This is a genomic window from Bradyrhizobium oligotrophicum, from assembly GCF_051168495.1.
GTDB classification, from domain to species: Bacteria; Pseudomonadota; Alphaproteobacteria; order Rhizobiales; family Xanthobacteraceae; genus Bradyrhizobium; species Bradyrhizobium oligotrophicum_A.
In genome coordinates, this window is sequence record NZ_JBNPVB010000006.1 from 40,432 (window position 1) to 53,565 (window position 13,134).

The following is a 13,134-nucleotide window of genomic DNA, read 5'->3' on the forward strand; positions in this document are numbered from 1 at the left end:
CGTCAGTCCGCGGTTCCGGCCATGCGATGCAGTCCGACCAGGCGATCGCTGATCAAGAGCAGCACCAAGGTGCCGGCGAGAATGAGGGTGGAGAGTGCGGCGAGCGTCGGATCGGGCGCCTCCTCGATATATTGCAGCATGCGGATCGGCAGCGTCTTGGAGCGCACGTCGGTGAGGAAGATCGAGACCGGATAATTGTCGAACGAGGCGAGCAGGCTGAACAGGCCCGCGATCAGGAACGACGGCGCCAGCGCCGGCACCATCACCCGGAGCACGCTGCCGGCATAGGTGCAGCCCAGCGTGCGCGCGGCCTCGATCAGGGTGAAGTCGAAGCGCGACAGGCCGGCAATCATGGTGCGCGCAACGTAAGGAAGCGTCACCACGAGATGCGCCACCAGCAGCGCGCTCCAGGTCGCGGTGAAGCCGATCATGCGGAAATATTGCAAGAGCGCGATGCCGAGCACGAGGCCGGGCATCATCAGAGGCGAGACCAGCAAGGTGCCCAGCGCGGAGGCGCCGGGTAGTCTGCCGCGCGCAATCGCAATGGCGGCGAGCGTGCCCGCGACCAGCGACAGCGCGGTCGACAGCACCGCGATCTGCAATGACAGCGACAGCGACGGCCAGAAGCCGTCGAGCCGGCCGATGCGGCCATACCAGCGCGTCGACGCGCCGGAGAGCGGCAGGTCGAACACCGGCGTCGGCGAGAAACTGGCCGCCGCGATGACGACCAGCGGCAGCAGCAGGAAAAGCGCGAGCCCGATCGCGAGCACCCAGCAGATGATGACGGCCAGGCGCGACATCATTTCGGCTCCCGCGACAGCATCGCGCTGAGCGCGACGACGATGATGGCGATCGCCAGCAGCACGACGCCGGCGGCGGCGCCGAAGCCGGGCTCGCGCGCCAGCAGATGGGCCTTGGCGATGGTGGTGGCGAGCGTCGGATACTTCTCGCCGATCAGGAGCGTCGGCACCACATAGGCCGACACCGACAGCGAGAACACCAGCGCGACGCCGGCGATGACGCCGGGAAGCGTCAGCGGCAGGATGACGCGAAAGAACACGACCAACGGCGAGGCGCCGAGCGTCGCCGCAGCTTCCGCATAGCGGCCGTCCAGTTGCGCGACGACGGCGTAGATCGGCAGCACCATGAACGGCAGGAAGATGTTGACGGCGCCGACGATCAGCGCGGTCTGGGTGAAGATCATCCGGATCGGATCCTCGATGATCCCGAGCGCGATCAGCACGGTGTTGATGAGGCCGTCGCTGCGCAGCAGGATGGTCCAGGCGAAGGCCTTGACGATGACGGAGGCCGCCAGCGGCAGGAACAGCGTTGCCAGCAGGATCGACCGCAACGCGCCGCGGGCGCGGGCCAGCGCGAAGGCGGCGGGATAGGAGATCAGGAAGGCGATCAAGGTCGTCAGCAGGCCGAGCCGCAGCGAGTTCCAGATGACGCCGAGATAATAGGGCGTGCCGAGCAGCCGGACGTAATGCGCTGACGTAACGCCGCCCTTGATGCCTTCCTTGGGGTCGAGCACGCTGACGCCGAGCAGCAGCGCGAGCGGCAGCACGAACACCAGCGCTGTTATCAGCAGCGACGGCGCGACGAAGCCGAACGCAGCGAGCCGCTCGCGATCCGGCGCGGGCTTGACGATGGGCGCTGACAGCACGGCGTCGGTCATGAGGCCTCGGCAGCGAAGGCGAAGGTTTCGGCGACGGGCCAGGCGAAGCGGACCTCGTCGTGCACGCGCGGCAGCTCGGCCTCGCGCCCAGACAATTCGGCGAGCAGGCTGGCGCCGGCGCCGGCGTCGACATCGACCAGGGTCCGCGAGCCCTGGAACACGACCGAGCGGACGCGGCCGGCCGCCGAGTTGGCGCCGTCGCCGGTGCCGAGACGCAGCTGCTCCGGCCGGGTCGCGACGATCACCGAGGCGCCGGGCTGGAATGCGCCGCGCGCCGAGAGACGGCCGACCGGCGTCACGACATCGACCATGCCGTCACTCACGCCGACCACCTGTCCCGCGATGCGCGTCGACAGCCCGACGAAGTTGAGCGCGAACAGGCTCGCAGGGCGCGCATACAGCTCGCGCGGTTCGGCGAGCTGCTCGATGCGGCCCTTGTTCATGACCGCGACGCGGTCCGACATCGTCAGCGCCTCGTCCTGGTCGTGGGTGACGAAGATCGCGGTTGCCTTGACCTCCTGCAGCAGGCGGCGCAGCTCGACCTGCATCTCTTCGCGCAGCTTGCGATCGAGCGCCGACAGCGCCTCGTCGAACAGCAGCACGTCCGGCTCGACCGCGATGGCGCGCGCCAGCGCGACGCGCTGCTGCTGGCCGCCCGACAGCGCCGAGATGCGGCGGCCGCCGAGATGGCCGAGCTTGACCAGCGACAGCGCCCGCTCCACCGCGCGATCGATCTCGGCCTTCGCGGCGCCGCGCACCTTGAGCCCGAAGGCGACGTTGCCGGCGACGGTGAGATGCGGAAACAGCGCGTAGCTCTGGAACACGACGCCGACATTGCGCCGGTGCGGCGGCACTTGGGTGACGTCGCGCCCGGCGAGCGAAATCGTTCCCGTGTCCGGCGGCGCGAGGCCGGCGATGGCGCGCAGCAAGGTGGTCTTGCCGCAGCCGGAGGGCCCAAGCAAGGTGACCAGCTCGCCGCGCCCGATCGTCAGATCGACGCGGTCGAGCACGGTCGTTGCACCAAAGCGCTTGGAGACTCCGCTGATGACGAGATGCGGCGCGGCGCTCATGTCATCTCCTTGCTCCAGCGATCGACCCAGCCGGCGCGGTTCTTGGCGATGAAGGCCCAGTCCGGCGCGAACAGCGCGGCCGGATCCGGATAGCCGGCCGGCAGCGGCGTCGCCTTGCTGGTCGGTGCGATGAAGGCCGTCTTGGCCAGAATGGTCTGCGCCTCCGGGCTGAGATAGAAGTCGATCACCGCGTCGGCGAGATCGCCGGCCGGGCCGCCCGCGACCTTGGCGATGCCCGAGGGCATCGAGAAGCCGCCGTCCTTCGGGATCGCGAGATCGACCGGCGAGCCGTCCGCCTTGCGGATCAAGGTGTAGGCCGAGAACTGGCCGCCGATCATCCAAGCTTCGCCCTGCTCCAGCAGATTGATGGCCTGCGGCGCGTTGGTATAGACGTTCAGCAGATTGGCCTTCAGGCTCTTGATCTTCTTGAAGCCGGCGTCGATCTCGTATTGCGCCTCCTTGAACGGCTTGCCGGTCTCGAGATGCGCAGCCGCGAGCAGCGTCCAGAAGCCTTCGGTGTTGGACAGCGACGGCACGACGATCTTGGACTCGTATTTCGCGTCCCACAGCTCGGTCCAGCTGCTCGGCGGCGTCTTCATGCGCTTGGTGGAGTAGGCGATGCCGACCCACGGCTTCTGGTAGTTGGCCCACATGCCGTCCTGATGCACGGCGTCGTCGACGAGCTTGCCGAGATTGGGAATAGCCGTGGACGACATCTTGGTGATCAGCCCTTCGGCCGCGGCCGGCAGCATCACCGGATCGTCCATGATCACCACCGAGATCTTCGGGCTCGCCTTGTCGGCCTGCATCTTCTGCAGATTGGTCAGCGAGTTGGTGCCCTCATAGAGCACCTTGCAGTCGAGCTTCTTCTCCAGCACCGGAAACAGATCGGCGTTGAAGTATTTCGCGGCGCCGGCGGGGCCGCCGATCACGATCTCTTTCGGGGCGGCGCGCACCAGCGCGGGCGCGGCGAAGCTGGCGGCAAAGGCCGCACCGGTCTTCAGGAGGCTGCGGCGGGAGAAGGCATTCATGGGAGGATCCCGTGTGAGCTGTCGCGTGGCGTAGGACGACAGATCAGCAAGCGCCGTGCCAAATGTGCACATTTTTATGTTTACCAATGAATTCCGTATCTTGAGCCGTTTCGTCCGCTGCGAGCCCGCCCGACCACAGGCAGAATGTGCACATTTTTTGGAGGTGACGTGCCGCGCCTTTGGGCCTAGCTAGGTCGGCATGGCGATGCGAGCGCAGCGAATCGGGAAGGCCAATCCCGCCGAAGACGAGGCGGTGTATCAGGCGGTCTTGCGCGCGCTGCTGGAGGGCAAGCTGAAGGCCGGCACCAAGCTCGCCGAGACGCCGCTGGCTGATATCTTCGGCGTGTCGCGCGAGCGCATTCGCAAGGTGCTGCACCGGCTCGGCGCCGAGCGGCGGCTGGAGATGATCCCGAACCGCGGCGCCCGGGTGCCCCGGCCGACGCTCGACGACATCAGACGGGTCTATGAGGCGCATCGCGTGCTCGAGGCCGGCGTGCTCAGCCAGCTGGTGCTGCGGATCGATGACCTCCTGCTGGCGCGGCTCGATGCGCATCTGGCGGAAGAGCGTGCCGCCGCGCAGCGCGGCGATCGCGCGACGTCAGTGCGGCTGTCCGGCGCGTTCCATGTCCATCTCGTCGAGGCGCTGGGCAATCCGGAATTGTCGCGCATGCTCGGCGATCTGCTCAGCCGCTCCTCCGTGATGGTCTCGGTCTACGAGCCAGCGGCGCAGTCGATCTGCGCGGTCGACGAGCACGGCGCCATCGTCGCCGCGCTGCGCGACCGTGACCTGATGCGCGCCATCGCGGTGTCGCGCGAGCACTTCCTGCATGTCGAGGGCCGGCTGCGGCTCGACGAGGACGAGACCTCGGAGAGCGAGGATCTCGCGGCGATCTTCACGTCGATCAAACCGCTGCGGCGCAGGGCGCGGTCGTGAGGACTGCGCCGGCTGACGATCACGTCCTTGGCAGGCTGTTCGGCTGATCGCACCAGGGCAGCGCCATCCGCGGCAAATAGTGGCCCTTCCACGCGCAGACGTCCTCAGGTCCCTTGCGCTTCAGCGCCGTCTTGACCGGCTCGGCCTGGCTGATGCCGACATGCAGCACCAGCAGCGCAGCGCCGATCGGATAGGCGAAGCGGGAGAAGCGCAGATCGATCAGACGATCGAGCAGGGCCATGCCGGCAAGGATGATCAAGGGATCGGTGAAGACGAAGTACTCGACCTTCAGGCCGCGACGGACGCCGATCGCGTCGATGCCGATGGCGGCTGCCATTAGCAGCGTCGCTTGAAGGGCGGTCTGCCCCTCACCGCGCCTGACGGCAATGATGATGCCGGGGATGATCAACCAGGTCAGGAACACCGTCGGCCGCGGCGACGAGTGCAGCACGAAAGTGTAGCGCTCGATGACCGCGAGCACGCCGGACAGCAACAGGCCGAGCGCATGGGTCAGGTTGCCGGCTGCGTCCGGCGCGTCGACATAGGTGATCATCTTCTCCAGCGGATTGAGCACGACGACGACATCGTTGATGTCGTAGCTCAGCTTCAGGGCCAGCAGGCCGAGGCTCGCACCGGTGACAACTGCCAGCACGGCGGCCAGCGTTTCGGCCGCGCTGACGCGCCACAGCCGTGCAAACAAAAGCATGCAGGCGGCGATGACGCCGAGCAGCGCAAACTGATAGAGGCCGAAGCGCCCGAACAGCAGCGGCGCGAGGCCGGCGGCGGCCGCATTGGCGGAATCGAAGCCGGCCGCAATCAGGGGCGACGCGCTGATCGCAGCGGCCAGTGCGGCCATGGCCGCGATCAGCACGGCCGCCCAGGCACGCGGCGTCCGCCAGAACGGCAGGCTTGCGCTCGCCGCGTGACCGAACGGCAGCACGAGCACCGGGATCGCGGCGATCAGCAGGATCGCATGCACCTTGTTCTCCAGGCCCAGCATGCAGAGTAGTGCAGCGAGCCCCACCGCAAGCGGACGCGTGAGGCTGGCGCGGCGCGCCGCTGCGATCAGCATCATCAAGGCGAGAACGCAGAGCGACGCCGCGATCATCTCGCTGCGCAGGATGCGCAGATGAACCTGCACGCCGCCGGAAAATATGAAGGCGGCGACGGCAAGCATGGCGATGCGCCGGTCGGACACGAGGCGACGCACGAGCCACGCAAAGGTCAGCATGATGCCGCCCGCGGTCAGCAGCGCAACGATACGGCCGGCGCGCACCGCGCTGGTCATCGCGGCGTCGAACGCCGCGGGATCGCCGGCTGGCGGGAGCGCCGACAAACTCGAGGCGTCGAGCAGGCCAAGCCGATGCAGCAACGCGAACCAGGTCTTGACCGAGAGAATGGTGAGATAGGCCGGGTGATCGAAGAACACCTGCGCGCCGCCGTCGTTCATGGCAAGCGCGTTGTAGATCACCATGAAGTCCATGTCGGCGTTGCGCCAATAGACGGTGAAATAGCCGGCGGCCAGAAACGAGACGAATGAGAGCAGCAGCGCGACCGCCACGCCGCCGCGCCAGCCGAACGGCGTCAGGCGATCGAGCGGATCGCCATCCTTGGTCATGCGGAGGCCACGCAAGTGATAGCACTGCGTCCTTGCGCCGCCTGCGGCAGGGCCGTCGCATATGGCGATCGAGGTTTTGCGCTAGCCTGTCGCCACGTCGTCATGGCCGGGCCTGTCCCGGCCATCCACGTCGTTCGGCACGCTGGGAGCGACGTGGATGCCCGGGACAAGCCCGGGCATGACGGAGCACCCCATTGGCCGGGTTGTTGGCTGCGGCAACCCCAAATGCTGATAGGCGAACGCCGGCCTGCTCGCGCTGTGAGGTCAGACTGCATCGAAGATGCGATCTGGGTGAGGGGGACTCTCCAGGAGCTTAGTACGTGGAGAGTCCCCCTCACCCCGACCCTCTCCCCGCAAGCGGGGCGAGGGAGCGCACCGCGAGCGGCGCTCGATCCTCGGTCCCACACCCACATCCGTCAGATCGCCTTGATCTTGAAGAACGCGAACACGACCATCTTCAGCAGCATCCAGCCGTGGCGGAAGCGGGAGATCTGGGTCTCGCCGTAGCTGCGCGCGGCGTAGCGGATCGGCAGGTCGATCGATTTCAGGTTCAGTTTCGAGGCGCCGAAGATCAGGTCGAAATCGCCGAACGGATCGAAATCGCCGAAATACGCCTTGCCGGCCTTGAGCCTGAGATAGTCGCTGCGGCGCAGCACCTTGGTGCCGCATAGCGTATCCGTGTAGCGCTGGTTGAGCAGCCAGGAGAACAGATAGGAAAAGGTCTTGTTGGCGATCAAATTGAGGAAGCGCATTGCGCACTCGTCCATCGGATAGACCAGGCGCGAGCCGTTGATGAACTCGCCCTTGCCCGAGCGCAGCGCCTCGAAGAACTTTGGCAATTGCTCCGGCGGCATGGTGAGGTCGGCGTCGAGGATCATCAGCACGTCGCCGCGCGCCGCGTCGAACGCCGTGAACACCGCGTCCGCCTTGCCCTTGCCAGGCTGGCGCATCAGCTTGATGTCGTGATCGGGGAACGCCTGGCGCACCCGCTCCATCTCCTCATAGGTGCCGTCCTTGCTGTGGCCCTCGATGAAGATGATCTCGATATCCTTGCAGAACGCCGCGATGCGCTGCACGGCCGGCGCGATGTTGCCGCGCTCGTTGCGCGCGGGAATCACGACCGTGGCCGAGCGGACATCGTCGGTCACGCAGCGCATCGACCGCGCCACGAGGTAATGCCGCAGCGACAGCGCGCGCAAGCCGGGCAGGACACTGAGGAAACGGTTGGCAAAGCGACCAAGTCCATACAGCCGCAGCGGTGAAAGAACGCGCTGCTCGGATTTGACGGGATCGAAATCCGCAAGCTGCGCGAGATTGCGTAGGTCAGCCGGCGACAGCACGTTCTGCTCCGGCTGCGGCATGCGAAGGCCGATGGCTTCCGCGGCCTTCAGCAGCGGATACCAGAGGTGCGAGAAATAGCCGATGACGAGCCGGGTCTCGCGGGTGCACAGCGGATGCAGTTGCTCGATGAACTGCTGGCAGTCGTCGAGCGAGCCGATCGTGTCGAGCACCAGGATGACGTCGAACGGACCGGTGACGGCGGCCAGCGTCGCCGGATTCTCGGCATCGCCGGACACGAAGGTGAGGTTCGGATGACGAGTGCGCGCGAGCGCGATCTGCTGCTCGCTGACGTCGATGCCGACGCCGTAGGACGGCACCAGCGACGCCAGGGTGTCGCCGAGGCCGCAGCCGATGTCGAGCACCCGGCTGCCCGCCGGAATCAGGAAGCGCAGATAGCGCTCGTCCTCGCCATGGAAGAACGCGGCCTTGTCGCGCCAGAAGGCGCGGGTATCGGCAAAACGGTCGGCGTGATCGACGATGGCAGCTTTGCGCGGCGAAAGGGGCTTTGGCGCGGGCGCTTCCAACGCGACAGGCCTTGGCCGCTCGCGCTCGTCCTGCCGGACCTGATCGTCCAACTCCGCCACCTGATACCATCCTTGTTAGGAACGACCTCCTTCTAGGCCAGTCCGGTTGGGCGGAGTTGAGGCAAGGTGGAAACCTTCGCTGCGAACAGCAATGGAAAGGCGGCAGCCGCAATCGTCCGCACGCGCACGGCCCGATCCAGCTTCTGCCAGTCATTCGCACGGGCAAAGCGAGAAGGACCAGGGAGAGCGTAGGCCCGCCGCCTCATGGCTGATCGAGAACAGCCGATACATTCACCACCGCCATCGTGACGGCACGTCCGTTGCTCGGCGTGAGGAGGGATTCTCAATTCCTGAGAAACGCAATGTGCGTTGCCCCCTCGTCCTCACCGCCCGCAGCAGAACTTGAACTTCCTGCCGCTGCCGCACGGGCACGGATCGTTGCGGCCGACCTTGGCCGCGCCGGCCCGCTTCGGCTCCACGACGGCAGCCCGCGTGTCGCCCTCGACGAAGCGCCAGGCGCCGCCGTCGTCGCGACGAAATTGCGACGTCTCGTGATGCTCGATGGTCTTGCCGTCCTCGCGATAGGTGGCCACGAAGCTGACCACACCGTCGGCATCGCCGGGCTGGCCGCGCACCGTCGAGACGATGCGCAAGGCAAGCCAGGTCGCGCGCGTGGCCCAGCTCTTCGCCGCAACGGCATCGAACGCGCCGCGCCGGTCGGACGCGAGAGTGGCCTCGATGTAGCCGATGTCGCCGCGCGTGTAGGCCGTGTAGCGCGAACGCATCAAGGCCTCGGCCGTCGGCGGCGACGCCGCGCCAGCCAGATAGGGACCGCAGCAGCGCTGCAAGGGAAGGCCTGATCCGCAGGGACATTGCATGAGATGAGATAGCTCCGATTGCTCGGCGCATCCTAGCGCGGGCGACAGGCCGCATGGCGCCGCGTTCGATCAATGAACGAAAAATCCTCACACTCGGCAGTTGTGACTCCAAAGACGCAGCTCGCCCCTCTTCACCGCTTGTCTTCCCGCTACACGCGCCGCGCGGTTTCGAAACCGGCGAATCCGTGTTAACCATTGGGTAAGAACAAGGGTGTTGGGCGCACGGCTGACCGGCCCGGCCCCGCGCGGACCAGAACCTTCCGGGCGCCGCCTCATTACGTGGCGCCTGTGACCGCAGCCCTCCGCACCATTGGCGGACAGGGCGCGTGAGACGCCAACGATTTCTTCGCGCGACGCCAGCCCGGCCGCAAGACGAAGGCCCGCCTCGAGGCGGGCCAGAACCCGATTCCCGATCATACGTGCATCTGATGCCGGCGCGATCAGCGTTGCGTGCAAACGCATGTCTGCGCCCATCACCACCGATTGGAGCAGCCCCGATGGCTGATGAGTCCGTAGTCGCGTCGATCATTCCCTGGCAGCAGCCGAAGACGGCGAAGCCGCGCCCGAAGCGCACGGCCGTTGTCAAACCGCGCCCGCGTCCGAGGCCGAAGAAGGCGAAGGCAGCGCTGGACGACGAGATGCTGGCGTCCGAGACGCTGATCATGCCGGACTTCCTGGAATATGTGAACGAGCCCACGAAGTCCTCGGCCGTGGCCGAGCCGCCGCGCACCGAGGCGGCCGCAAGCGCCGCAGCAGCCGCCATCCCGGCCGCAGCACCGCCGGCCGTGATGGCGCCGCGCGAGACAGCCCCCGCGCTCGACGGCGAGATCGTCGCGACGAGCACGCCGATGGCGCCAGCCAAGGCCGATCGTCCCGGGCTCACCGCCTCGTCGATCCTGCTGCAATTGGCCGCGCTGGCGCTGGCCGCGGTCGGCATGGCGATGAACGGCTGGTTCGCGCATTCGCTCGGCTCGAACAGCACCGCCGGCACTATGTTTCTCGCGGTCGGCGTGACCGCCGACCTCGTGGCGCTGGTGATGCCGACCTGCGCGGCGCGGCTGTGGCAGGGGCGCCACCGGGCCTCGGCGCTGACCGGCTGGGCGGTGTGGCTGATGACCTTCGTGTTCGCGGTCACCGCCGGCATCGGCTTCGCCTCGACCAACATCAGCGACGTGACGCTCGCCCGCGCCTCGCGCGTGACGCCGGCGGTGCAGGCCGCGCAGACCGCGCTGAGCGATGCCATGGTCGCGCGCGATCGCGAATGCAAAGGCGGTGTCGGAAAATTCTGTCGGGAGCGCGAGGCCGCCGTGGCCGAGCGCCGGCAGGCGCTCGATGCCGCGATGGCCACCGTGAGCCAGACCGCCGATCCGCAGACCGAGGCCGCGATCAAGCTGGTGGCCTGGGTGTCGCGCGGCGTGGTGAAGCCGTCGGCCGACGACTTCGTGATGCTGCGCCTGATCCTGCTGGCGCTGCTGCCGCAGATCGGCGGCATCCTGCTGATGGTCGGCCGCAAGGTGTGAGAACGTCGGCGCTCCCTGCGGGCGCTGACCGAACCTACGACCCGGCTCGCTTCCGGCGCTGGGGCGACGGCTTCGACGGGCCCGCCATCTGCCGGGCCTTGGCAAGCACGTCGCGCATCAGGCCGGCGTCGACATCGGTGAGCGCGACGCAGGTCCAGCCCTGGTCGCCCCATTTGTTGTCGAGCCGGCGGAAGCCCGCCGGCTGCAGCCCGATGTAGAACTCCTGCTCCTCCGGACTGAGCAGGAGATTGGCTGATCGTCCATCCGCCGCCAAGGTCGCAAAGATCCGCTTGGCCTTGAAAGATCTGCGGTCGAAGTGAGGCGCTTCGGTCGTTCCTGGGAACGACAAGGCAAGGGCTCGAAACTCGTCAGGGGTCATTTCGACTGTCTCTCGTGCTGATCGTCGGACGATAGGATCGGCCTCGATGGACCGGGCGCCAAACCCCGGGGACACAGGACCACTCTAGCGCGGCTGCCGGCGCAGCCGAAGAGGTGCCCGCACTTCTGCGTCGCCGCGCTCCTGCCATCACGGTCTTCAGTATTCCGCTACGCGAAGCATCGGACTCGGCCGCACCGTGGCCGGAGAAACGGCAGATCGCGTCCTGCACGGGAACGTGAAACCCCGATATCAACGGGCTTGATGCAGATCAAAACTAAACGGTATTGTTTTTATACGCTTCCGCTGCCGAACCGATCGAAGGAGAGCAGCAATGCCGACGCAGAGCACGATGCATTTCTACCTGACCTGGGCCAAGGAGCGGATCGACGAGATGGATGCCGCACTGGCCTCGCTCGAGGCCAAGGCCACCGGGGCCAGGGCGCAGTCCAAGATCAAGGCCGACGAGATCATCGTCGACCTGACCAAGCGGCGCGGTGAATTCGAGGCGCTGCTCAAGACGCAGATGGACGCTGGTGAAGCCGCGCTGGCCGGCGCGAAGGCCGAACTGGAGCGGCACTGGGCCGGATTCGAAACTCAGGTGAAGGCCTATTTCGACGCGGCCGGCCAGCATGCCGAGCAGCAGCAGGCGACCTTCAAGGGCATCGCCGCAGCACAGGCCAGCGCATGGCGCGAGTCGACCGACAGGTTTCGCGAGGCGGCCGCCAAGGTGACCACTGCCGGGTCGCGCAATTTCGACGCCGTTCTCGACCAGCTCAAATCCGACGCGGCACAGGCAGGAGCCCATCTCGAGAAGCTGAAACAGACCGGCGACGAATCCTGGTCGGTGCTGAGCGCCGCCCTGAGCGACTCCCGCAAGGCGTTCGACCGGGCCAATCGGGCAGCCTGGGACGCATTGAAGGGCTCCGGCGCGAAGAGCTGAGGCGGCGCGGGACGGGCCTTCGGCACGCAAGCTGGGCAAACCAGCACCGTGGTCCACGCGTCGATGCACACCATGGTCGTCGCGGGATGACCTGCAGGTGCACGGCGGCGCACTCCATCGGCAGAGGTGGCGCACTGATGCGCGTCACCTCGAATGCCCCTGGGATGGCGCCATGCGCGCCACCGAACGGGAGGGCAGCGGCGCCGCACTCCCCCCGCTCCATCTTACCGAGGCTGTATCAAGCGGTCAGTTCAGCGGCAGGATGACCGTCGGTGCGCCGTCCGTGGTGTTCGACGAGATGGCGTTGTTCTTGAAGGAGCCGATCTGGCCGCCGCTCACGAGCAGACCGGTGGCGTTGTTGTGAACGCTGGAATTGTTGACGATGGCCGCCGCCTGGGCCACGCCGGATGCGGCGATGCCGCCCGCGCCATTGTGCGACGACGCCGTGCGGTCGACGAAGACGACTGACGAGACCGCGCCCGACGAGACCGTGGCAATGCCGTTGCCACTGTTTCCGGTCGCCACGCTGTCCCGCACGGTTACCTCCGCGGTCCCCCCTCCCCCGGTGCCGTCGATCAGGAATCCGTTCGCGTTGTTGGCGAGCAGGGTGCGGTCGATCACGCCGGAAATCGTCGTGGCGCCGGCGCGGCCCAGCACCTTCACACCGCCGAAGCTCGCCGAGTTGCCGTTGCTGGTAATGACGGAGTTGGAGATCGAAAGCCTGCCGGGCGTGGTCGGCGTGAACAGCACGCCCCATTGGGTGAAGCCGAAAATCTTGCAGTTCTGCACGACGAGTGAGCCGCCGCTGTTGAACAGGATGCCGTTGATACCGGCGCCGACGCCATCGATGACGAGCCCTTCGAGATAGACGCTATCGGCGGCCGCCGCTGAGACGATGATGCCGTTGGTGCCGGAGACCAGGACCCCGGCGACGCCGGACTGGGCGATGATGCGGATCGACTTGGTGATGGTCACCGCGCCGAAGCCGCCGGCGTCCAAGGTGTTGATCTCACCACCCGCAGCGGTCTTCGAGATGGCGCCGGCAAACGTCTTGCACGGCGCCGTGCGGCTGCACGGATTGGCGTCGTCACCGACGCCGGAGACCCAGGTGCGCGTCGCCTGCGCCTTTGCCTCCCCCGATCCGAGCGCCAGCCAGATCGCACAAACCATCATCATGACAACATGGACTGTCTTCACGGCGTATCCTCGCGTTTGATCGAA

12 protein-coding genes are annotated in these 13,134 nt (G+C 66.9%); 3 read left to right on the top strand and 9 right to left on the bottom strand.

Annotated features, from left to right (window positions below; all coding sequences use genetic code 11):
* Positions 1-2 precede the first annotated feature (2 nt).
* The 4 genes from ACQR1B_RS13715 to ACQR1B_RS13730 are packed head-to-tail and all read right to left on the bottom strand — an operon-like array spanning position 3 to position 3,779.
* On the bottom strand, positions 3-803 hold the full coding sequence (locus ACQR1B_RS13715; RefSeq protein ID WP_434832934.1) for an ABC transporter permease: 801 nt from the start codon (positions 801-803) through the stop codon (positions 3-5).
* Positions 800-1,678: an ABC transporter permease gene (locus ACQR1B_RS13720; protein WP_434832935.1), complete on the bottom strand. Its 879-nt coding sequence runs from the start codon at positions 1,676-1,678 to the stop codon at positions 800-802. The genes ACQR1B_RS13715 and ACQR1B_RS13720 overlap by 4 nt, the downstream gene beginning before the upstream one ends.
* The gene (locus ACQR1B_RS13725) at positions 1,675-2,748 is read right to left on the bottom strand and encodes an ABC transporter ATP-binding protein (RefSeq protein WP_434832936.1); all 1,074 of its coding nucleotides are present in this window, start codon (positions 2,746-2,748) and stop codon (positions 1,675-1,677) included. The genes ACQR1B_RS13720 and ACQR1B_RS13725 overlap by 4 nt, the downstream gene beginning before the upstream one ends.
* The gene (locus tag ACQR1B_RS13730) at positions 2,745-3,779 is read right to left on the bottom strand and encodes an extracellular solute-binding protein (RefSeq protein WP_434832937.1); all 1,035 of its coding nucleotides are present in this window, start codon (positions 3,777-3,779) and stop codon (positions 2,745-2,747) included. The genes ACQR1B_RS13725 and ACQR1B_RS13730 overlap by 4 nt, the downstream gene beginning before the upstream one ends.
* 199 nt (positions 3,780-3,978) lie before the next feature.
* Here ACQR1B_RS13730 and ACQR1B_RS13735 point away from each other — a divergent pair, with 199 nt between their 5' ends.
* Complete coding sequence (locus tag ACQR1B_RS13735; RefSeq protein ID WP_434832938.1) at positions 3,979-4,713, top strand: GntR family transcriptional regulator; 735 nt, start codon at positions 3,979-3,981, stop codon at positions 4,711-4,713.
* Positions 4,714-4,732: 19 nt separating this feature from the next.
* Here the strand turns inward: ACQR1B_RS13735 and ACQR1B_RS13740 are convergent, their stop codons facing one another.
* The 3 genes from ACQR1B_RS13740 to ACQR1B_RS13750 all read right to left on the bottom strand — a co-directional run bounded on the left by ACQR1B_RS13740 (position 4,733) and on the right by ACQR1B_RS13750 (position 9,074).
* Positions 4,733-6,331: a hypothetical protein gene (locus tag ACQR1B_RS13740; protein ID WP_434832939.1), complete on the bottom strand. Its 1,599-nt coding sequence runs from the start codon at positions 6,329-6,331 to the stop codon at positions 4,733-4,735.
* Between the two features lie 416 nt (positions 6,332-6,747).
* A complete protein-coding gene (locus tag ACQR1B_RS13745; RefSeq protein WP_434832940.1) occupies positions 6,748-8,256 on the bottom strand; it encodes a glycosyltransferase in 1,509 nt (502 codons plus the stop codon).
* 323 nt (positions 8,257-8,579) lie between these two features.
* Positions 8,580-9,074, bottom strand: a complete 495-nt coding sequence (locus ACQR1B_RS13750; RefSeq protein WP_434832941.1) for a YchJ family protein — start codon at positions 9,072-9,074, stop codon at positions 8,580-8,582.
* Positions 9,075-9,571: 497 nt separating this feature from the next.
* On the opposite strand from ACQR1B_RS13750, the gene ACQR1B_RS13755 reads away from it, so the two are divergent.
* Complete coding sequence (locus ACQR1B_RS13755) at positions 9,572-10,594, top strand: hypothetical protein (RefSeq protein WP_434832942.1); 1,023 nt, start codon at positions 9,572-9,574, stop codon at positions 10,592-10,594.
* Positions 10,595-10,628: 34 nt separating this feature from the next.
* On the opposite strand, the gene ACQR1B_RS13760 is transcribed toward ACQR1B_RS13755, so the two are convergent.
* Positions 10,629-10,943: an MmcQ/YjbR family DNA-binding protein gene (locus ACQR1B_RS13760; RefSeq protein ID WP_434832943.1), complete on the bottom strand. Its 315-nt coding sequence runs from the start codon at positions 10,941-10,943 to the stop codon at positions 10,629-10,631.
* A gap of 361 nt (positions 10,944-11,304) precedes the next feature.
* Between ACQR1B_RS13760 and ACQR1B_RS13765 the strand changes: the two genes are divergently transcribed.
* A complete protein-coding gene (locus ACQR1B_RS13765; protein ID WP_434832944.1) occupies positions 11,305-11,913 on the top strand; it encodes a hypothetical protein in 609 nt (202 codons plus the stop codon).
* Between the two features lie 246 nt (positions 11,914-12,159).
* Here the strand turns inward: ACQR1B_RS13765 and ACQR1B_RS13770 are convergent, their stop codons facing one another.
* Positions 12,160-13,110 (bottom strand): hypothetical protein, encoded by a 951-nt coding sequence (locus tag ACQR1B_RS13770; protein ID WP_434832945.1) that lies wholly within the window; start codon positions 13,108-13,110, stop codon positions 12,160-12,162.
* Between the last annotated feature and the right edge of the window lie 24 nt (positions 13,111-13,134).